The organism is Phenylobacterium sp. (assembly GCF_028290885.1).
Taxonomy (GTDB): domain Bacteria; phylum Pseudomonadota; class Alphaproteobacteria; order Caulobacterales; family Caulobacteraceae; genus Phenylobacterium.
Map to the genome: position 1 here is coordinate 1 of NZ_JAQGIZ010000041.1, position 20994 is coordinate 20994.

The following is a 20994-nucleotide window of genomic DNA, read 5'->3' on the forward strand; positions in this document are numbered from 1 at the left end:
GCCCGTCGAGGACAGCGTCGGCGCGCTCGCCGATCTGGTGGCGGAGGGGAAGATCCGGGCCATCGGCCTCTCCGAGGTCTCGGCGCCGACGCTGCGCCGCGCGCACGACGTCCATCCGATCACCGCCCTGCAGACCGAATACTCCCCCTGGACCCGCAACCCGGAGATCGCCGTCCTCGACGCCTGCCGCGAGCTCGGCGTCGCCTTCGTGGCCTTCTCGCCGGTCGGCCGCGGCTTCCTGGCCGGCGGGGTGCGCGACCCGTCGAGGTTCGCGGCGGGCGACATGCGGATCGCCATGCCGCGGTTCCAGGGCGAGGCCTTCGCGGCGAACCTTCGGCTGTTGGAACGGTTCGAGGCCCTGGCCGGCGAGGCCGCCTGCACGCCGGCCCAGCTCTGCCTTGCCTGGCTCCTGAAGAAGGACCCGGCCATCGTCCCGATCCCGGGCACCACGCGCCCCAAGCACATGCGCGAAAACGCCGGAGCCGCGGCGGTCAGCCTTTCGGACGAGACCGCGCGCAAGGTCGACGACCTGGTGAACGAGCGCACCGTCACCGGCTCGCGCTATCCGCCGGCCATGCAGTCGGCGGTGGACACCGAGCGCACGCCGGCCGAGGCGGAAGCCTGAGGCCGACTCCGGCGTGGGCATCACCTTCGAAGAGGCCGTGGCGGCCCACCATGCTGGCGATTTCGCCGCGGCCGAGCGCGGCTACCTGGCGTTTCCAACATCCCGGAACGCCGTCCACAACCTCGCCACCCTCTATCGGCACACGGGCCGGTTTGACGAGGCCGCCGCGGCATATCGGCTGATCGTGTCGCAATATCCCGACATTGCGAGCGCGCGCCGCTGCCTGGCTGTGTGCCTTCTTTCGCTTCGACAGTATGCCGAAGCGTGGCCGTTCTACGAAGCGCGACGGGAGGAGGCGGGGGCGGTCGTCCCGGCTGCGGACTTCCCCGAATGGGGCGGAGAGCCGCTTGCCGGCCGCCGCGTCGTGGTCGTCCCGGAGCAGGGCTTCGGCGATCAGATGATGTTCGCTCGCTACCTCCGGGAGCTCGAGGCGCGCGGAGCAGAGGTCGTCGTAGCCTGCAGTCCCCGCGATCTGGCGCGTCTGTTCGAGCGTTGCGGCTTCAGGACGTTTCCCTACTGGCGCGCCGAACAGAAGCTCCCTGCGGCCGACTTCTGGGTGATCGGGAACTCCCTGCCGCTGAAGCTCGGGCTGCAGGCCCCCGTAAGCCCCGCCTACATCGCGACGACCGGGCCGGCCCGCGGCGGGGGCGTCGGGATTGTCGCGACAGGCAACCGCGGCCACTACAATGATCGGAACCGCTCGCTTGGCCCCCGCGACGCCGCCGCCCTGCTCGAACTGGGCCGCGACCTTTCGCCGGCCGCCACCGGCGCCTTTGACTTCCTGGATACGGCCGACATCATCGCGGGACTGGATCTCGTCGTGACCGTGGACACATCGGTCGCACACCTCGCGGGAAGTATGGGGAAGCCTTGCTGGGTGTTGCTGCCCGCCCTCGGCATGGACTGGCGGTGGAACGACGGCGTCAGGTCCGACTGGTATCCGGCCGCGCGCCTTTTTCGGCAGGCGGCTGCGGGCGACTGGGCGAGCGTGATCGCGTCGGTCCGCTCGGCCTTGGCGACTGGAACCGAGTCGACGACCTGGTGAACGAACGCAGCGTCACCGGCCCGCGCTACCCGCCGGCCATGCGGTCGGCGGTGGACGCCTGGCGCACACCGGCTGAGGCCTGACGGTCACGCTTCGCCCGTCGCGACGCGTCCGTCCCTGTGCGGAACTTCCGTGTCCGGAGTATTCGTAGCGTCAATTCTTGTGACCTGCCAATACCATGGTCCGATCCTGACGTACGCTTGAGGTAAAAGCGCAACAAAACCTTCATTTGATTCCTCGCCTTCGCCTCCGGAGAACCGCCCCGCGGGCCGGCTGGAGGTTCATCCGCCGGTTCAGGCGGGGTATCGGGGGATAGAATGAAGCGATTGGTCATGCGGACCGCGGTCCGCGGCGGTAAGGCTATGCGCCTGGGGGCCGGCTCGGCCCTGGTCCTGGCGGCGGCCCTGGGTTGGAGCCCGGCGCTGGCCGCCGACGCGGCGGCGACCGCAGCGGCGGACGCTGGTCCGGTCCGCATCGACCCGGAAACCCCCGACTTCGGCCGGCAGGTGGACGAACTGGTGATCACCGGCTCCTCGGCCGTGACCGCCACCGCCCCGGTGAAAGCCTCGCTCGAGGCCACCGAGCCGCAGTCGATCATCGACCGCAAGGCCATCGACCAGTTCATCCCGGTGACTGCGGACTACACGCAGATCGTCAACCTCTCGCCCAGCGTCTCGGGCACCTCGTTCAACGGCCCGGGCCTTGGCGAGGCCAAGACCACCCTGCGCGGCTTCCAGGACGGCCAGTACAACGTCACCTACGACGGCATCCCCTGGGGCGACGCCAACGGCCCGACGCACCACTCGACGTCCTTCTTCCCGTCGTCGACCATTGGCGCGGTGGTGGTGGACCGCGGGCCGGGTGGGGCGAGCCAGCTCGGCGTGGCGAGCTTCGGCGGCTCCATCAACCTGTTCTCGCCCGAGGTCAGCGACGAGCGCGGCGGCTCCCAGTCGGTGACCGGCGGCTCCTGGAACACCTGGATGTCGGTGACCAAGCTCAATACCGGCGACATTGACCAGCTGAACGGCGCCCACGCCCTGTTCAACTTTCAGGAGCTGACCACGGACGGCGCCCTGACGCACAGCGGGGCCAAGGCCTACAACCAGCTGGTCCGGGCCGTCTTCCCGATCGTCGACAGCTGGAAGCTGACCGTGCTGGGGACCTGGAACCAGACCAAGGTCTACACCAACGACAACACCGGCGCGACGCTGCTCCAGACGCAGTTGTACGGGAAGAATTTTGGGTTGAGCAACGATCCGAAGAGCCCGACCTATTACAAGTACAACCTCGTCACCAAACACACCTGGTTCAACTACGCCAAGTTGAATGGTGACATCACGCCGAGCCTGAAGCTCGAAGACACACTCTATTCCTACTACTACAAGAACGACACGGAATCGGCGCTCGACCCGACGCTGTCGCCCACCGACATCGCCAACAAGACCGGCCTGGCCATCACCCAGGTCCCCGGCGGCAAGCCGGTGGCGAACGGCCACGTGCCCGGCTACACCAAGCTCAACGTCTACAAGATCTACGGCGACGTCCTGCACCTCGACCAGGAACTGCCGTTCGGCATGATCAAGGCGGGCATCTGGCTGGAGACGGCGGACACCGGCCCGCGCGCCCGCTACGACTATGACGCCACCGCCAGCCTGAGCGGCCCTAAGGTTGTCGACTACCGCCAGAAGGTGCTGCCGGGCGTCCCGCAGTACCTGGAATACCTGCAGCAGTCAGGCTGGCATCAGTACGAGCCGTTCGTGGATTTCGAGTGGAAGGTCACGCCGCAGCTGACCATCACGCCAGGCATCAAGTACCTAAACGAAGAGATCCACGTCGACGCGGACGTCAACCAGAAGTCCCGCCAGCCGTTCCACGACTCCAAGACCTTCACCAAGACGCTCTATTTCGCGACGGCGAACTACAAGGTGCAGGACAATCTGTCGGTCTACGCCCAGTACGCCACCGGCTTCCTGGTGCCCGACATCAGCGTCACCCAGGTGGTCAATCCGCAACTCAGCCAGCTCGAGCCGCAGGAGTCGACCAACTACCAGGCGGGCGCGGTCTATCACGGCTCGCGCATCTCCTTCGACGCCGACGTCTACTACATCGACTTCAAGAACAAGCTGCAGACGGTGTCGGTCACCGACCCGGCGGCGGGCCTGGAGACGGTCAACTTCAACCTGGGCGGCGCGATCTACAAGGGCGTCGAGGGCTCGGTGACCTTCCAGGCCACCGACCGGATCTTCGTCTTCGCCAACGGCTCGATCAACTCGGCCAAGGCGCAGGGCGCCAACACCACCATCAACGGGGTTCCGGTGGTGATCACCGGCGGCAAGCAGATCGCCGGCGCGCCGCAATCCACCGCCGTCCTGGGCGCCTACTACCAGGACGACAGCTGGACCGTTTCGCTGGCTGACAAATACACCGGGCTGCAGTGGGGCGCCGAGGGGGAGCCGGCCGCCTACAAGATCCCGGGCTACCACTCGACCGACCTGACGGTGACCTACCGGTTCGGCCGCTATCGGCTCGAAGGGGCGGTCTACAACCTGTTCGACAGCCAGAAATTCACCTCGATCAAGCCCGGCAAGACCGTCCCCTACGACCAGTACTACTTCCAGCCGGAGCGGAACTTCCAGGCGTCGCTGAAGGTGAACTTCTGATGCGCCGCCCGTTCGCACCCCTGGCGCTGAGCGCCATGTTGCTCGCCGCAGGCTTCGCCGCCGCCCGGGCCCAGCCCGCGCCCGCCCCCAAGCCGGCGGCCGCGTCGAAGTTCCTCAGCCCCGGCGACATCGACGCGGCGACGCTGCTGCCGCCGCCGCCGAAGGACGACGCCCCGGCCACCGTCGAGGGCCGGGGGGAGCTGCACCGTATCGCCGCGGCGCGCACCGCCGAGCGGCTGGAACAGGCCAAGCACGACGATGAGGTCGAGGACATCCGCTCCATCGCCGACGTCTTCGGCCCGGCGTTCAGCCTGGAGCGCTTCCCAGCCACGGCGCGCCTGTTCGCCGACCTGCGCAACGAGGACAGCCTGGCCGCCAAGCAGGCCAAGGCCTACTTCAAGCGCGAGCGGCCGTTCCTCAATGACCCCGAGCTCGACGTCTGCGACGACCGCCACGACGTGAAGAACAGCTACCCCAGCGGCCACGCCACCATGGGCTACGCGGCGGCAGCCGTGCTCGCCAACCTGATGCCCGGCAACGCCCAGGTCATCCTGGCGCGGGCGTCCGACTACGCCGAGAGCCGGCTCTACTGCGGCGTCCACTACCGCGCCGACATCGACGCGGGTCAGGTGCTCGGCAACGTCCTCGTCCAGAAGCTGATGGCCAAGCCGGCGTTCCAGGCCGAGCTGGAAGCCGCCCGCGCTGAGCTGACCGCGGCCCACATCGCGCCGTAGGACGGATCGACGTTCATTCGCTGCTGTGGGGGCCTTGTGCGTCCCTTCTCCCCTTGTGGGAGAAGGTGGCAGCCGAAGGCTGACGGATGTGGGGTTTTGCTCCGCTATCCGTGCTAGCGGCCTATCGGATGAAGCCGAGGGGTCTGAGAAACCCCACATCCGACCTGCGGAGTTTATCCTCGGGTCGGCCTGCGGCCGAGCCCGGGGGCAGGCCACCTTCTCCCACAAGGGGAGAAGGGACGCATAAGGACCCCCGCCAGCAGCGAATGAATGTCGATTCAACCTAGGGCGCCCATCCACAGCTCACTCAGACGCCTCGGCGCCGGCCCCCGTTCATCCCGCCGAGTCGATGTAAGGGTGACTAGGTCGACGCGAGCAGGTCGGCGGCTTGAGGCGGGTAGGGCGAACCGATGGACGTCGCGCGTTGCGTTCGAGGTGGAACGATCAAGGGCCGAAGCGGATTGCTAGCCGCCGTGGTCCTGGGTCTTTTCGCCATCGCCGCCCCGGCGGCGGCGGAGGACGTCGCCCTGACCTTCGACGACCTGCCGACCATGGCCCTCACCGGATCGCTGGATTACACCGCGACCACGACCAGCCGGCTGCTGGCCGGCCTGGTCCGGCAGCGGATTCGCGCCACCGGCTTCGTCAACGAGAACAAGCTGGAGGCCGGGGACCGCCCCCAGCGCGTCGCGCTGCTGTCCCGCTGGTTGAACGCGGGGATGGACCTCGGCAATCACAGCTACTCGCACCCGTCGCTGACCAACACTCCGCTGGCCGCCTACATCGACGATGTGAGCAAGGGGGAGCGGGTGACCCGCGCTCTGCTCGCGGCCCGCGGCCGCGCGCCGCGCTGGTATCGCCACCCCTATCTTGAAACCGGGCCGACGCCGGAGGTCCGACAAGGCTTCGAGGCCTGGCTGTCGCAGCATGGCTACCGCGTCGCCCCGGTCACCATGGAGAATTCGGACTGGGTGTTCGCGCTGCCCTACGATGACGCCGTGCTTCGCGGAGACGCCGCGCAGGCGGAGCATATCCGACGGGCCTATCTGGCCTTCACCGCCCAGTCGGTGGCCTGGTATCGGCAAGCCGCCGCCGACGTCCTCGGCCGGCGGCCGAGCTTCGTCTTGCTGCTGCACGCGAGCCGGCTGAACGCCGACTGCATCGATCGGCTGGCGGAGCTTCTCCGGGCGGACGGCCTGAAGCCGATAACCCTGGAGAGGGCCGTGGCGGATCCTGCCTACGCCATTGCCGACACCTATGCCGGCCCCGACGGCGACGAGTGGCTGAGCCGCTGGGCGCGCACCCTCCACAAGGACATGGACTGGGACAGCTTCCCCGAGCCGCCGGCGGACATCGTCGCCGAAGACGCCCGCCTGGAGCCGGGCGACGATCCCGCCGCCGCCAAGACCGGCTGCGGCCGCGTCGGCATTAAGGTCCGCAGCTACGCGAAGGTTCGCAATCCGAAGCGTTGCGCAACCTCGTCGGTGCGCCGCCTGTCCCCCGAGCGGAGCGAGAGAGGGTGAGGCCGCTTGCCGACCCATTGCGGACGCACACTGCCGCACAGCGACGTTGTTCTGCCGGGTGATCTGGCGAAGCCGCAAGGCGCGGAAGTTTGCGGCGTCCGCCCTACGCGTCAGCCAATTCCACGCTGCTGGCCACTTGCTGGACCAGGTCGGCGACCGCACTCGGATTGGAGACGTAAATGGCGTGACTGCCAGGGACCTCGGCAACCGTCGCGCCGGCCCGCTTCGCCATGAACTGCTGTGCGGGGTAGGGGATCATCTTGTCCTCGCGCACTTGGAGATACCAACTCGGCTTGGACTTCCAAGCGGGCTCGGTGACCTCGCCGGAAAGGGCGTCGACGCCCCACGGAACCTGTGAGTTGGCCATGAAGCCGGCGGTTTCGACGTCCACATCGCCGGCAAACGCAGCCGCGAACTTCGCCTTGTCGAGCAAGAGGTATCCGCCTGCGGGCGGCAAAATTGGCGGCGCGTCGTATCCGGGCACGGGATTGGCGATGAGGGAGTTGACGGACTCCCCCTTATCCGGGGCGAAGGCGGTGATGTAGACCAGGCCAGCGACGTTCGGATTGGTCCCGGCTTCAGTAATCACCGCGCCGCCGTACGAGTGGCCGACCAGGATCACGGGGCCGTCTTGGGCGTCGATGACTTGCCGGGTCGCCGCGACGTCGCCCGCCAACGATTCCGTCGCGTTCTGAACGACGCTGACGTTGAAGCCGGCCTTTTTCAGGATGTCGTAGACGCCACGCCAGCCGGCGCCGTCTACGAAGCCGCCGTGCACGAGGACGATGTTATTGATCTTGGACATAGCGCTACCTCGCATCGGAATTGGAGGAGAACCAGGAAGTGCCTCTGGCCACGCCTGGCGCGCCGATGTGCTTCTGGTGGGCACGCTGGCTCAGCCGCAGCCATCCGCGAACCTTAGGCTCTCGCGGACAAGGGTCAATGACGAGGCCCGCGAAGCGGGTCGCCTCATCACCTGGCGAGGCCTCGGCATCCGACGTGCCAATGACCGCAATCCATCCTTCTCAGAGGTTCAGAGAGTCCGCCTGTCGGCCGGTCGCCACGCAAGGTCCTGCACCCGGCGCCTCGCCGGCGCTTGTGAACGTTATGAGTGCACGGCCTAGCTACCGTCCGTGACGCGGGTCGCGTCGACCAGGGTGTAGAAGAGGCCCTCGTCGCTGGTGCGGGTCAGCACCAGCCGGCCGCGGACAGCGACTTCCTCCTCGGTGAACGGCGTCGGCTCCGTGAGCCGCACCTCGACCGCCTCGGTCGGCTCGTTGGGCGCGCAGAACGGGCAGGTGGTGCTGCGCCGGGTGACGATGAAGTGGCGCGTCCGGGTCTCGGTCTCCAGGGGCGTGATGAAGCCGCTCACCTTGAAGGTCTTGCCGGCCAGGGCCTTCACCTCGGGACCGAAGTCCGCCGACAGCTGCCCCTTGGCGCGATCCGTGGAGACGGTCGCATGGGCCAGCACGCCCCAGGCGGGGTCGTTGTTGGTGTAGTGGGCGGCGATCTTGGCTTCCTGGGCCGTCAGCGGCCGTTGCACGAAGCCGCCGCAGCCCAGCCAGACGCAGGCCAGGGCCGCGCAGGCAGCCAGCTTCGATGGGCTCATCGGGCGCTCCCCGTGGCGGTGCGCAAGGCGGCGCTGGCGTCGCGCGCGGGCTTGAACTCGGCGTCGGCCCGCCAGGCCGGCCAGCGGTTCGACTGGGCGAGGTCGCGGCCGACCTTGTAGAGCAGGTCGAGGTCCTGCTGGGCGCCGCTGAGGTCCCAATCCGCCCGCCACTCGTCCGAGGGCTGGTGATAGTGGTTCGCGGTGAAGTCCGCCGAGGCCTTCATCCCCGCTTCACGTCCGCCGTTCACCAGGTCCGGGCCGGCGTGCATGTCGACCGCCGGCACGCCGGCCTTCGCCAGCGAGAAGTGGTCAGAGCGGTAGTAGCCGCCGACCTCGGGATGGGGTTCGGGGTCGATCACCCGGCCCTGGGCGCGGGCGGCCGCGGCGACGTCGTCCTCGAGGTCGTCCTTGCCGGCGCCGGTGATCACCACGTCGCGCGTGGCGCCGAAGATGGCCAGCATATCCATGTTCAGGTTCGCCACCGTGCGCGCCAGCGGATAGATCGGATGCCCGGCGTAGTACTCCGAACCCAGCAGCCCCTTCTCCTCGGCGGTCCAGGCGGCGAACACCACGGTGCGGCGCGTGCGCGGCGCCTGGGCGAAGGCATGCGCCAGCTCCAGCAGCCCCGCCACCCCGGTCGCGTTGTCGGCGGCGCCGTTATAGATGTCGTCGCCCTTCAGGTCGGCGCCGGCGCGGCCCAGGTGGTCCCAGTGGGCGCCATAGAGCACCACGTCCTGCGGCGCGCCCGTCCCCGGCAGCTTGGCGATCACATTGCGGCTGACGATGGAGGTGATCTGCACGTTGAAGTCGGTCGAGAAGGTCGCGTTCTTCAGGACGGTGGGGTGGAAATCGGCCTTCTGCGCGTCGAGCTTCAGCTGGTCGTAGTCCAGGCCCGCACGCCGGAAGAGGTCCTCGGCGGTCGCGCGCGTAATCCAGCCCTCGACCAGGGCGCGCTCGCGGGGGTCGCGCGGGATATCGAACTGCGGGGCGGACCAGGAATTTCGCACCACGTACCAGGGGTAGCCGGCCGCCGGCGTCTCGTGGACGATCAGCACGCCCAGCGCCCCCTGCCGCGCCAGTTCCTCGAACTTGTAGGTCCACCGGCCGTAGTAGGTCATGGTCGCGCCGCCGAACTTCCCGGGCTCGGGCGTCGCGAAATCCGGATCGTTGACCAGGACCACGGCGACCTTCCCCTTCAGGTCGACGCCCTTGTAGTCGTCCCAGCCGCGCTCCGGCGCGGACACCCCGTAGCCGACGAACACCAGCGGCGCGTCGACGACGCGGACGTGGTCGGCGCCGGGCCGGCGCGTCTGCACGACGACGTTCTCCGCGAAGGTCAGGGGAACCGCTTCGCCGCCCACCCGGAAGGCCGCGGTGAGCGGCTTCTGGGTCACGAACCGGTTGAGCGTCACCGCCTGGGTCCAGCCGCCGTTCTCTCCGCCGGGCTGCAGGCCCAGCGCCTTGAAGCGGCCGATCAGGAACTCGACGGTCTTCGCCTCGCCGGGCGTCGCCGGCCCGCGGCCCTCGAAGGCGTCGGAGGCCAGGACGCGCACGTTTTCCGACATCCGGTGCGCGTCGGCGATGGAGGTTCCCGCCGGGGCGGCCTGGCAGGCGAGGGGCGCCAGCAACGCGGCGAGAACGGTCGGCAACAGACGCATTGGAACTCCTTGGACACGGGAACGGTCGCGCCCGGGTGATAGGTCATCATGTGTCATTCGTGAGGCGACGCCGCGCGGATTCGAACATCGGGGCCGCCGCCGGGTTCAGTCGCTGACCTCGGCCTTATCGAGATGGAAGAGCAAGCCGTCGCCGGGGCCGGTCTGCAGCCCGAAGCGCCCGGTCACCGTGACCTCCGAGTTGTCGGGATAGATCGGCCCCGTCGACCTGACCTCCACCACCTCGTTGGGCTCGCCGGGCGGGCAGAAGAAGCAGACCGGCGTGTATTTGGAGAGCAGGAAGTGCTGGGTCCCCTGCTTGGACTCCAGGGGAAGCACGAACCCGGAGATCGACACGGTCCGCCCGACCAGGGCTTTCACCGCCGGCGGGTACTTGGCGACGAGCGTCCCGAGGCGGGTGTCCTCTGAGACCTTCGTGGCCGTCAGCGAGCGCCAGATCGGATCGTCGGACCGGGGCAGGCGCGCCTGGGCGGCGCGCTCCCAGGCCGGCCGCCGGCTGATGGGCTCGGCGCCGACGCCGCGAAGCGCCGTCACGCTGAGCGCCAGCGCCGCGACGATCAGGCCCGCCACGCCGAAACCGACGGCCAGCCGCCGCAGGCTCCGGACGCTGGTCGCGCGTCCAGGATGGCCGTCATCGATTGTGGCGCTTGGAGGTTTCATGGAGGACCTGTGCAGGCTACCGCCCGGTCAGCTCCTTAACCAGCCCGGTCTGGCCGTAGACCTTGCCCAGCGCTTCGGTGGCCGCGGCGGTCGAAACCACCACCGTGCGGTTGATCGTTCCGTCATAGCCGTAGTCGCCGCCTAGCGAATGGATGTTGCCGTCGAAGGCGGCGCCCAGCACCTCACCCTTGGCGTTGACCACGGGCGAGCCGGAATTGCCGCCGATGATGTCGTTGGTGGTGACGAAGTCGAAGACCGTGGCCGGGTTCAGCTTGTCCTTAGCCGCCACCCACCGCGGCGCGAGCTCGAAGGGTTCCGAACCGGTGGCGCGCTCGTAGAGGCCCGCGAACGTCGTGAAAGGTCCGACGGTGGTTCCGCGCCAGGTCCAGCCGGCGACCTTTCCGTAGGACAGCCGCAGGGTGAAGGTGGCGTCGGGGTAGACCGCGTCGCCGTAGGCGGCGAAGCGGGCGCGGGCGATGCGTTCGGCGGCGCGGTCGACGGGGCCGGTCACCTGGGCCTCGAACGTCTTGCGGATGTCCCGCGCGGCCGGATCCGTCCTCAGCACGAACTGGATCAGGGGGTCCTGGGAGGCCTGCACGGCGGCAAGCCCGCCGTCCCAGAGCGCCTTGCGAACCGCCGGATCGGCCAGGGTCGTGCCGTTCACCAGCCGGGCCGAAAGCTGTTCGGGGCTCTCCTTGCCCAGCAGCAGCTTGGTCGCCGGGTCGTCGGCCGTCAGGTACTCGCGGGTCTTGGAGAGCCAGAACTCCAGGTTCAGCTGCTCAAGGGGCTTGTCGACCGGCTTGGCGTCGAGCAGCTCCTTCTCCACCAGCGGCAGGCGGGTGTCGGCATAGGCCGGCAGCCGCTCGGCCGACGGCTTGGCGCGCTCCTGGGCGGCGCGGACCAGGGTGCGGGCGTAGTCGAACAGGTCCGACTCGGCCCCCGCCGAGGCCTCCAGCTGCCGGAAGCGCAGGAAGTGGTCGGCATAGGCCGCCTGCGCCGCGGCGATCTCGCCCCAGGGGTCGCCGATGTCCGCGGCCAGCTTCAGATCGGCGGCGACCTTGGCCTTCAGCTCGGCCTCGGCGGCGCGCTTGACGTCCATGAACGCCTTGTCGTTGAGCGCGAACTGGCGGCCGAAGAACACCTTGTAGGAATTCTCCAGGCCGAACAGCGGATCGGTGGCGATGCGTTTGAATTCCGGGCTCTCCTCCGAGAACCGGATCAGCCGGCCGCGCAGCTCCGAGCGCTGCAATTGGCTGACGGGGAGGGTCAGGTCGCGCTGGGTCTCCAGCTGGGCGACGGTCAGCATACGGTCGGTGCCGCCGGGGTTTCCCGACACGAAGGTCAGCTCGCCGGGCTGCGGCGCGCGCGACTGCCAGATCAGGTGGCGCGGCGTGGCGACCGGCTTGCCGTCCTCGTAGAGGCGCACGAAGCTGATATCGAGATTGTACCTGGGGAAGTTGAAGTTGTCGGGATCGCCGCCGAAGAAGGATGCGGCGAACTCAGGCGCGAACACCAGCCGCACGTCGGAGTATTTCCGGTACTTGTAGAGCTTGTACTGGCCGCCGCGGTAGAGCGACACGACCTGGCAGCGATAGCGTACGTCCTGGCCGCAGGCGGCGGCCTCGGCGGTGCTCATCGCCGCGTCGCGGGCGCGGACGAAATCCTGCCCCGTGCGGCCGCTGCTGGCGGCGTTCACGGCGGCCGTCACATCGGAGATGCTCTCAAGGATCTCCGCCTGCATGCCGGCGCACTTGCGCTCTTCGGCGCGGGTGGCTGGGAGGAAGCCGTCCTTCACATAGTCGGCCTTGTCGGTGGAAAGCTGCTGGGCGCAGTCGACGACACAGTGGTGGTTGGTGAACACCAGCCCGTCCTTCGAGACCAGCGAGGCCGAGCAGCCGCTCGTCAGGCGCACGGAGGCGCCTTGCACCCGATCGAGCCAGGCCTTGTCGATGGTCACGCCATAGGCCGCCTTCACCCGCGCGGCGGGGAAGTTGTCGAAGGTCCACATGCCTTCGTCGGCGGCCGCCGATCCGGCGAAGGCCGCGGCGACGACGGCGACGCAGGCTGCGCGTACAAGTTTGAGGTCTGGCATGGTTTGGCTTGGCTCCGGATCAAACCGCAGGGGCGCGCAGGGCTTGCGGGGAAGAGGATTGGAAAGGGGGGCGGGCTATTCCGCCTTGGCGTTGCGCATCTCGTAGAACAGGCCGGCGTCGCTTGACGTGCGCAGCGTCATGGTCCCGGTGATGGTGACCAGTTCCGGGCCCATCTTGATGGGCTTGAGGAGGGTGACTTCCACCGCCTCGGTCGGCAGGTTGGGCGGGCAGAACGGACAGCCGGAGTTGCGGCGGGTGAGGGCGAAGTGGCGCATCTCGCTGCCGGTTTCGAGCGGCAGGATGAAGCCTTCGACCTTCATGACCCGGCCGTTCAACTGCTGTAGGTCGCCGGGGAAGCTGGCCACCATGGCACCGCGCTTGCGATCGACGGCGACGTGCGCCTCGTTCAGCAGGTTCCACATCGGATCGAGGCTCTCAATGTGGCCGCCCTGCCATTGCGGCGGCTCGACGTTCAGGTCCTGGCTGGGGAAGGTCCACCCGCCAAGGCCCAGCCAGAGGGGCAGGATCACCAGCAGGCGGCGCAAAGGGCTCATCGCCAGGCGCCGATGGTCTAGCGGCATTGCTTCACCCATTGCCGGACGCGGTCCGTGCCCAGCAGGCCCACGTGCCGCGCGCAGACCGCGCCTCGGCTGTCGAGGGCGACGGAGAGCGGCAGCCGGGGCGGGGCGGGACCGAAGGCCAGCAGGGTCAGGCGCGCGTCGGTTCGCGACAGCCAGGCGCGTTCGGGGGAAACGTCCATCTTGCGCAGCGCCTGGGCGGCCGAGGCCGGTCCCTCGAGCGCGACCGTCACGAGCGGCGCCGGGGCGGCCGCGGCCTGCAGGCCCGCCAATCCGCGGAGTTCGATCAGGCAGGGCGCGCAGTCGCTGCGCCAGAACACCAGCACGGCGGGCTTGCCCTTGAGCGCCGTGAGGCTGCGCGGGCCGCCGCCGAGCGCATCGAAGCGCACCTCGGAGAGCGAGGCCGCGTGCGCACAACAGGCGCCGAAGACCAGGGCCATGGCCATGGCCAGCGTGAGGATGCGCGACGTTCGGCGAGACAAGAGGGCGACTATGGCTCAGCGGCTAAAGGTGTTACAATATAACGTAGAACGTAAGGATGCTGCGATCCAGCCCGTACGTTGACGGGGATTGCGATGTCACTAGATGGTGTCACTAGATATAATTCGGAAACAAAACGGGGGAGTCGGATGTCGCCGGATTGCGGCCACGCCAGAACGTCGAAGCCGTCGAAGGCCGCGCTGAAGGCCGCCATCGCGATCGGCAAAGAGCGCTGCCAGTCGGCGCAGCAACGCTGGACGCCGCAACGCGAACGGGCCCTCGAATTGCTGCTCGAATCCGGGGGGCCGGTGAAAGCCTACGATCTCATGGGCCGTTTCCAGGAGGGGGTGACGACCGCGCCGCCCACCGTCTATCGGGCGCTCGACGCCCTGGTCGAGCTCGGCCTGGCCCACAAGATCGCCAGCCTCAACGCCTACACCGCCTGCCATCTCGAAGCCGCCGGCCACACCGCCTCGTTCCTGATCTGCGACTGCTGCGGCTCGGCGGAGGAGATCCCCACCCCGACCGGCGACATGCTCGAGACGATCCGGGCGCACAGCGACTTCCAGCCGTCGCATGTGACGATCGAGGCCCACGGGCGATGCCGTAACTGCGCCGCCTGACGGCTCCTGGCCGGGCGTCCGCAAACGCGCGCTTGAGTCTGCATATGTTATACCATAACGCTAGCGGCCTCTGCGCCAGTGAGGCCTCGTGCTCGAAGCCACAGATTTGAAGGCCGGCTACGGAGGCGAGGCGGTCGTGGAGCTGCCCAGCCTTCGCCTGTCGGCGGGCGAAGCGGCCCTGATGCTGGGCCCTTCGGGATCCGGCAAGACCAGCGTGCTGCTGGCGATCGCCGGCCTGGTCGACGTGCTGGGCGGATCGGTGCGGGTCGACGGCGAGGATGTCGCGGCGATGTCCGCGGCCGAACGCGACCACTTCCGGGGCCGCAAGATCGGCCTGGTCTTCCAGGACCTGCACCTGATCTCCGGGCTCTCGACCCTCGACAACCTGCTGCTGGCGCCGTTCGCGGCGGGCCAGCCCCAGGACGCCGCCCGCGCGCTCGAACTGCTGACGCATCTGGGGCTGGACCGCTGGGCGCACCGGCCGGCCGAGACCCTCAGCCGCGGCCAGGCCCAGCGCGTCGCCATCGCCCGCGCCATGCTGATGCGCCCCTCGGTGATCCTCGCCGACGAGCCGACCGCCAGCCTCGACGACGCCGCCTGCGACACGGTGGCGAGGCTGCTGCTCGATGCCGCCCGCGAGACCGGCGCGGCCCTGCTGATCGCCTCGCATGACCAGCGGCTCAAGCCGCTGATCCCCCAGACCGTCTCGGTGGTGTCGCTCGGAGCGCTGGCGGCATGAACACCGTCAAGCTGATGACCGCCTTCGTGCGGCGCAAGCCGCTCACCTGGGCCTTCCACGCCCTGACCCTGGCGCTCGGCGTGGCCGTGGTCACCGCCTTGCTGGCCGTGGGCCGCGGCCTCGACGACCGGTTCAGCCGCGACCTGGCGGACATCGACCTGGTGGTGGGCGCCAAGGGCAGCCCCATGCAGCTGATCCTGTCGTCGATTTTCCAGCTCGATGTCCCGACGGGGAACATCCCGCTGGAGACCGCCCAGACCCTGTCGCACAACATGCTGGTCCGCCGCGCGGTGCCGATCTCGCTCGGCGACAACGTCGGCGGCCTGCGGATCGTCGGCACATCGCCCGCCTATGGCGGCATCTACCACGCCCAGCTGGCCTCCGGCCGCTGGTGGACCGGGCCGATGGAGGCGGTGCTCGGCGCCGAGTCCGAACGGCGGCTCAAGCTGCGGCTCGGCCAGAGCTTCATCGGCGACCACGGGCTCGCGCCGGGCGGCGAGGCGCACAAGGACAATCCCTACCGCGTGGTCGGCATTCTCAAGCCGACCGGATCGGTGATCGACCGGCTGGTGCTGACCGACACGGCCAGCGTGTGGAAGGTGCACGAGCACGAGAACGTCGAGCACGCCGCTGCCAAGGCGCGGGGCGAGGCCCTCGACCCCAGCGACGTCGACAAGTCGCCGAGCGGCCTCGAGGTCACGGCCCTGCTGGTCAGCTACCGCTCGGCGATGGGCGCCCTGATGCTGCCCCGGCAGATCACCGCCCAGCCCAACCTGCAGGCGGCCGTGCCGGCGATCGAGACGGCGCACCTCAACCAGATGCTGGGCGCCGGCAGCGGCGTCCTGCGCGGCTTCGGCATCGGCCTGCTGGGCCTGTCGGCGTTGGGCTTCTTCGTCGCCTTGTTCGCCGCCGTCAGCCAGCGGAGCCGGGAGCTCGCGCTGCTGCGCGCCCTGGGCGCGCGCCCGGCGCTGCTGCTTCGCCTGGTTCTGCTGGAAGCCCTCGCCCTGGGCCTGATCGGTGGTCTCGTGGGCATCGCGCTCGGCCGGGGCGCGGCCGCCTTCGCCGCCCACCGCAGCGCCGTGACGGGCGGCCCGCTGCTGAACCTGCCTGCCGTCGGCGGAACGGAGCTGCTGCTGTTGGTCGGCGCCGCGGTTCTCAGCGTGCTGGCCTCGCTGGCGCCGGCGCTGATGGCCTACCGCCTCAGTCCCGCGCAGGCGCTGCGTTGATCGGCTGACTCGACGTGGCCGATACGTCGGACGAAACGTTATCATATAACGGTTGCTTGTCGCCGCCCGCCGCTACGCCTATAGGTGTTATACTATAACAAGCGTAGGCAGGATGTTCGTCCAACTCCCACAGGCTCTGCCGCCCTATCGTCGCGACCAGGCGGCGGCGCCAGCGCCGTTGCGGATGGCCCCGTCCGGCAGGCGTAGCGTCGATTTGGACGACGGCCGGGTTCGGCCGAACGCCGCGCTCGAACTTGCGGGCGCGGTCTTCGGCTACGCCGGCCGGGCCGCGGTGGCGCCGCTGACCGGCGTCTTCGCCGCGGGAAGCCTCACGGCGCTGATCGGCCCAAACGGCGCCGGCAAGTCCACGCTGCTGAAGGGCCTGGCCGGCCAACTCGCACCGTTGCAGGGGCGGGTGCTGCGGCCGGCTTCGGCCCGCGTCGCCTATCTGCCCCAGCAGTCCGAGCTCGATTCCAGCTTCCCGGCCACGGTCGGTCAGACCGTCGCCTTCGGCCTTTCGAGATCGCCCCCGGCCGGCCGGGCGGACCGCAAGGCCCGCGTCGCCGAGGCGCTGGGCGCGGTCGGGCTCGGGGGCTTCGAGAAGGTCTCGCTTGGCGCCTTGTCCGGCGGGCAGCGTCAGCGGGTGCTGCTGGCCCGGCTGATCCTGCAGGACGCCGACATCGTATTGCTGGACGAGCCGTTCGCGGGCCTGGCGGCCGACACCACCGAGGCCGTGTTGGCGCTGTTCGCGCAGTGGGCCCAAGCCGGCCGCATCGTGGCGGCCGCGGTCCACGACATCGACCAGGCGCTCGCGCACTTTCCGACCGTCGTGCTGCTGGGCGGAAGGGCGCCGGTCTGGGGCGCGACTGGCGAGGTGCTGGGCTCACCGCAGCCCCTGTACCGCGCGGTAACGCCGGAGCCGCCGGTCGGCGCCTTCGGAGCAGGCTGATGGTCGGGGCCTACGAGACGGTCGTCGGGCCGTTCCGCGAGTTCGCCTTCATGGGCCGGGCGCTGCTGGGGGCGATCGTGCTGTCCTGCAGCTGCGCGCCGGTCGGCGTGTTCCTGATCCAGCGCCGGATGAGCCTGGCCGGCGACGCCATGGCGCACGCCATCCTACCGGGCATCGCCGCCGGCGTCATGCTGGCGGGGCTCTCCCTGTGGGCGATGACGCTTGGGGGCTTCCTGGCGGGGCTTGCGGTCGCGCTGGTCTCCGGCGCCGTCGCGCGCGCCACGCCACAGCGGGAGGACGTCAGCCTGGCGGCGCTCTACCTGTCCGCCCTGGCCCTGGGCGTCGTCATGGTGGCGAGCCAGGGCGCACGCCTCGACCTGACGCACTTGCTGTTCGGCAGCGTGCTGGCGCTCGACAGCGACTCCGTGCAGCTGTTGCTCGGCTGCGGCGCGGTCACCACGGTCGTGATGACGGCGATCTGGCGGCCCCTGGTGCTCGACTGCCTGGATCCCGGATTCTCGCGGAGCCTCGGCCGGTCAGGCGCGGTGGCGCACAGCGTGTTCCTCGGCGTCGTGGTCCTCAACCTCGTCGCCGGCTTCCAGGCGCTGGGCACGCTGATGGCGGTGGGCCTGCTGATCCTGCCCGGCGCCGCTGCGCGGTTCTGGAGCCGCAGCCTGCCGCACCTGGTGGCGATCGCCGCGGCGCTGGGGGCCGGCGCGAGCGTCGTGGGATTGATCCTGTCGTTCTACTTCGAGACGCCATCGGGACCGGCCATCGTCCTGGCGGCCGGGGCGGTCTGGCTCGCGTCCCTGCTGTTCGGGCCGGTAGGCGGCGTCGCCTGGCGGATAGCGCAATCCCTCCGGGGGGCTGGGTCTTGGACCGTCGCGCCTTCCTAGCAGGCCTGGCCGCCTCGCCGGGCCTCGCGCACGCCGCGACGCCGCTGAGCGTGGTGGCAAGCTTCTCGATCCTGGCCGACATCGTCCGCAACGTCGGCGGCCCGCGGGTCAGCGTCACGGCGCTGGTGGGGCCCGGCTCGGATCCGCACATGTTCGAACCCTCCGCCGGAGCTGTCCGGACCGTCGCGTCCGCCTCGGCGGTGGTGATCAACGGCCTGGGTTTCGAGGGCTGGATGGACCGCCTCATCGCCGGCGCCGATCGGCGTGACGCCCCGATCGTGGCCAGCCGCGGCGCCCCGGTGCTCTGGGCCGGCGGGACGCCCGACCCCCACGCCTGGCAGGACCCGCGCAACGGCGAGACCTATGCCCGGAACGTGGCCGCGGGGCTCAGCCGGCTCGATCCCGCCGGCCGGGCGCTCTACGCCACCAACGCCGCGCGTTATGCGGCCCGGCTGAGCGCCGTCGATCGCGACCTGCGGGCGTCTTTCGCGACGGTCCCCGAAGGCCGGCGCACCGTGCTGACCAGCCACAACGCCTTCGCCTATTTCGGCCGCGCCTACGGGGTCCGTCTGCTCGCCCTCGAGGGCATGACCACTCGCGACGAGCTGTCGGCGCGGCGGGTGGCCCGGCTGATCAGCACGATCCGCGCCGAACGGGTCAGCGCCCTCTTCCTGGAGACGGCCGGAGACCCCCGCGTCCTGCGCGAGGTCTCCCGCGAGACCGGCGTGAACATCGGCGGCGAGCTGTTCGCCGATATGCTCTCCGGGCCAGGCGGTCCCGCCGCCGACTACCTCAGCATGCTGGCCTACAACGGGGCCACCATCCGAAGGGCCTTGCCGACAGCCTGATCGCCCGCCCGGCGGGACGCGCCGTGTCAGGGCGCGGCGGCGTATATCTTGACGAGCCGGTAGAGGTAGTCGCGGCCCTTCATCAGGGAGGACACCCGGATGTGCTCGTTCAGGCCGTGGATCCCGCCGCCATCGGCTTCGTAGAGGATGCCGGGAACCCCGTAGGACGGGATGCCCGCCGCCGACAGGAAGATGGAGTCGCTGGCGCCGGTGGACATCACCGGGATGATCTGCAGGCCCGGGAACATCTCCGCGGCCAGGGTCTCGGCGGGGCGGAACACCGACGGGTCGAGCGGCGCCGGCTGGCCGACCGGGCCGTGGGCGACCTTCAGGGTCACGGTGACCGCCGGATCGTCGACCACGCCGGCCAGGACCTTGCGCACGTCCTCGGTGCTCTCGCCGGGCGCGATGCGGCAGTTGACGTTGGCGGTGGCCCGCTGCGGCAGGGCGTTCTGGGCGTGGCCGCCTTCGATTTGGGTGGCGACGCAGGTGGTGCGCAGGGTCGAGTTGAGCATCGGGTCGCGGGAGAGAACGGTCTCGGCGAGCTTGTCGTTCGGATTGGCGGCGATGGCGGTCATCGCCTGTCCGAGCGACGGGGGCACGAGCGCCGCCTGCTTCTCGAAGAAGGCCTTGGTCACGGGGTTCAGGTGAACCGGGAAGCGGAAGGCCTGCACCTTGCCCAGCGCGGTCGCCAGCTCATAGATCGCGTTGTCCGGCCGCGGCATCGACGAGTGGCCGCCCGGGTTGCGGGTTTCCAGGATATAGTCCTGATAGGTCTTTTCCGACACCTGCATGGCCAGGGCGAGGGGCTTGCCCTCCGCGTCGAGCCGGCCGCCGCCGCCCTCGTTCAGGGCGAAACCCGCGTCGATCAGCTCGCGGCGGTTCTTGGAGAGCCACTCCGCGCCGTTGAAGGCGCCGGTGGTTTCCTCGCCGCAGGTCAGGGCCAGCTTGATGGTCCGGCGTGCGCGCGGCTCGGCGTGCAGCCGCACCATGCTGTCGGTGAAGATGGCGGCCATCGCCTTGTCGTCGGAAGCGCCACGGGCGTAGTAGAAGCCGTTCTCCTCGATCAGGGTGAAGGGGTCGCGGGTCCAGTCCTCGCGCTTGGCTTCGACCACGTCGAGGTGCGCCAGCAGCAGTAGGGGCTTGGCCTTCGGGTCTGTGCCCTTGAGCACCGCCACCACGCCGCCGTCCTTGGGATGCTCGGGCACGCTGAACAGGGTGATGTCCTGGTCCGTGTAGCCGGCTGCTTTCAGGTGGTCGGCCATCCGTTGGGCGGCCAGGGTGCAGCTCCCGACGGACAGCGTGGTGTTGGTCTCCACCAGCTCCTTGTAGAGCGCCCGGAACGCCGCCTGGTCGGGGCGGGCGGGCTGTGCGAGCGCGGTTTGGGAAAGCGCCCACGCAAGGACACAGGTGATGGCCGGCAACACTCTCATAGAATCCCCCTGGGAAATCGACCGCGCGCCGGCGCGGATTCCCGGCATGGTGGATCGCATCACATGGCAAATGCAACAGCATCGTGTGATGCTATCGAGCGTCGGCGGAGGATGTACGCGTGATGAACTGGGAACGGCGGATCGCCGTCGCGCTGGTCGCGGCGGCGTCGATCGGCCTGATGGCGCAGGCGCCGGCGCTGACCTACAATCCCAACCACTACCAGAACAACGACCCCATCTGGGACGTGCTGAACCAGGCCCAGGTGACGGCCAATGCCGCCCGGGGCGAGTATCTGGCGACCTTTCCCGCCGCCCTGCGCGACCGGGAAAACCGCCCCTTAAGGATCGCCGGCTTCATCCTACCGCTCGAGCCCACCAGCCAGTCGGCGCACTTCATGCTGGTCCGGCGCAACACCGGCTGCCCGTTCTGCCCGCCGAACGCGCCGACGGAGGCGCTGGAGGTGTTCTCGCAGAAACCCGTCCGCTACACCGGCGAGGAGATCGTCATGACCGGCCGGCTCAAGCTGGTCGGCGCCAGCTCCGAGGGGCTGTTCTTCCAGCTGAAGGACGCGGACGTGGCGACCGGCCGGAACTGAC

Annotated in this window: 20 protein-coding genes; 12 read left to right on the plus strand and 8 right to left on the minus strand. The window is 69.4% G+C overall.

The window, feature by feature from the left end:
* The 5 genes from JWP28_RS03475 to JWP28_RS03495 form a co-directional block, all read left to right on the plus strand.
* Positions 1–625: aldo/keto reductase (locus JWP28_RS03475; protein WP_299539988.1), on the plus strand; the 625-nt coding region annotated here is incomplete at its 5' end.
* A gap of 13 nt (positions 626–638) precedes the next feature.
* Positions 639–1670: a tetratricopeptide repeat protein gene (locus JWP28_RS03480; protein ID WP_299539991.1), complete on the plus strand. Its 1032-nt coding sequence runs from the start codon at positions 639–641 to the stop codon at positions 1668–1670.
* 317 nt (positions 1671–1987) lie between these two features.
* A complete protein-coding gene (locus tag JWP28_RS03485; protein WP_299539993.1) occupies positions 1988–4330 on the plus strand; it encodes a TonB-dependent receptor in 2343 nt (780 codons plus the stop codon).
* The gene (locus JWP28_RS03490; RefSeq protein ID WP_299539996.1) at positions 4330–5064 is read left to right on the plus strand and encodes a phosphatase PAP2 family protein; all 735 of its coding nucleotides are present in this window, start codon (positions 4330–4332) and stop codon (positions 5062–5064) included. Before JWP28_RS03485 ends, JWP28_RS03490 begins: the two co-directional genes overlap by 1 nt.
* A 473-nt stretch (positions 5065–5537) precedes the next feature.
* A complete protein-coding gene (locus JWP28_RS03495) occupies positions 5538–6587 on the plus strand; it encodes a polysaccharide deacetylase family protein (RefSeq protein ID WP_299539998.1) in 1050 nt (349 codons plus the stop codon).
* Between the two features lie 103 nt (positions 6588–6690).
* Here the strand turns inward: JWP28_RS03495 and JWP28_RS03500 are convergent, their stop codons facing one another.
* The 7 genes from JWP28_RS03500 to JWP28_RS03530 all read right to left on the minus strand — a co-directional run bounded on the left by JWP28_RS03500 (position 6691) and on the right by JWP28_RS03530 (position 13643).
* A complete protein-coding gene (locus tag JWP28_RS03500) occupies positions 6691–7392 on the minus strand; it encodes an alpha/beta hydrolase (protein ID WP_299540000.1) in 702 nt (233 codons plus the stop codon).
* Positions 7393–7707: 315 nt separating this feature from the next.
* Complete coding sequence (locus tag JWP28_RS03505) at positions 7708–8196, minus strand: hypothetical protein (protein WP_299540002.1); 489 nt, start codon at positions 8194–8196, stop codon at positions 7708–7710.
* Entirely contained in the window at positions 8193–9854 is a 1662-nt protein-coding gene (locus JWP28_RS03510) for a M28 family metallopeptidase (protein WP_299540004.1), read from the minus strand. The genes JWP28_RS03505 and JWP28_RS03510 overlap by 4 nt, the downstream gene beginning before the upstream one ends.
* A gap of 105 nt (positions 9855–9959) precedes the next feature.
* A complete protein-coding gene (locus tag JWP28_RS03515; RefSeq protein ID WP_299540006.1) occupies positions 9960–10532 on the minus strand; it encodes a DUF3299 domain-containing protein in 573 nt (190 codons plus the stop codon).
* Positions 10533–10548: 16 nt separating this feature from the next.
* The gene (locus JWP28_RS03520) at positions 10549–12624 is read right to left on the minus strand and encodes a S46 family peptidase (RefSeq protein WP_299540008.1); all 2076 of its coding nucleotides are present in this window, start codon (positions 12622–12624) and stop codon (positions 10549–10551) included.
* Between the two features lie 75 nt (positions 12625–12699).
* Complete coding sequence (locus JWP28_RS03525) at positions 12700–13179, minus strand: DUF3299 domain-containing protein (RefSeq protein WP_299540010.1); 480 nt, start codon at positions 13177–13179, stop codon at positions 12700–12702.
* Between the two features lie 17 nt (positions 13180–13196).
* Positions 13197–13643, minus strand: a complete 447-nt coding sequence (locus tag JWP28_RS03530; protein WP_299540012.1) for a redoxin domain-containing protein — start codon at positions 13641–13643, stop codon at positions 13197–13199.
* Positions 13644–13832: 189 nt separating this feature from the next.
* Between JWP28_RS03530 and JWP28_RS03535 the strand changes: the two genes are divergently transcribed.
* The 6 genes from JWP28_RS03535 (at position 13833) to JWP28_RS03560 (ending at position 18964) form a co-directional block, all read left to right on the plus strand.
* Positions 13833–14306, plus strand: coding sequence for a Fur family transcriptional regulator (locus JWP28_RS03535; RefSeq protein WP_299540014.1), 474 nt, complete (start codon positions 13833–13835; stop codon positions 14304–14306).
* Between the two features lie 88 nt (positions 14307–14394).
* A complete protein-coding gene (locus tag JWP28_RS03540) occupies positions 14395–15045 on the plus strand; it encodes an ATP-binding cassette domain-containing protein (RefSeq protein WP_299540015.1) in 651 nt (216 codons plus the stop codon).
* Entirely contained in the window at positions 15042–16271 is a 1230-nt protein-coding gene (locus tag JWP28_RS03545) for an ABC transporter permease (RefSeq protein WP_299540016.1), read from the plus strand. Before JWP28_RS03540 ends, JWP28_RS03545 begins: the two co-directional genes overlap by 4 nt.
* A 112-nt stretch (positions 16272–16383) precedes the next feature.
* Positions 16384–17220 carry an ATP-binding cassette domain-containing protein gene (locus JWP28_RS03550; protein ID WP_299540017.1) on the plus strand — a complete coding sequence of 279 codons (837 nt, stop codon included), beginning with the start codon at positions 16384–16386 and terminating at the stop codon, positions 17218–17220.
* Positions 17220–18116 carry a metal ABC transporter permease gene (locus JWP28_RS03555; RefSeq protein ID WP_299540018.1) on the plus strand — a complete coding sequence of 299 codons (897 nt, stop codon included), beginning with the start codon at positions 17220–17222 and terminating at the stop codon, positions 18114–18116. Before JWP28_RS03550 ends, JWP28_RS03555 begins: the two co-directional genes overlap by 1 nt.
* On the plus strand, positions 18095–18964 hold the full coding sequence (locus JWP28_RS03560; protein ID WP_299540019.1) for a zinc ABC transporter substrate-binding protein: 870 nt from the start codon (positions 18095–18097) through the stop codon (positions 18962–18964). Before JWP28_RS03555 ends, JWP28_RS03560 begins: the two co-directional genes overlap by 22 nt.
* A gap of 26 nt (positions 18965–18990) precedes the next feature.
* On the opposite strand, the gene JWP28_RS03565 is transcribed toward JWP28_RS03560, so the two are convergent.
* On the minus strand, positions 18991–20397 hold the full coding sequence (locus JWP28_RS03565; RefSeq protein WP_299540020.1) for a M20/M25/M40 family metallo-hydrolase: 1407 nt from the start codon (positions 20395–20397) through the stop codon (positions 18991–18993).
* 119 nt (positions 20398–20516) lie between these two features.
* Here JWP28_RS03565 and JWP28_RS03570 point away from each other — a divergent pair, with 119 nt between their 5' ends.
* A complete protein-coding gene (locus tag JWP28_RS03570; protein ID WP_299540021.1) occupies positions 20517–20993 on the plus strand; it encodes a DUF3299 domain-containing protein in 477 nt (158 codons plus the stop codon).
* The last annotated feature ends 1 nt before the right edge of the window (position 20994 follow it).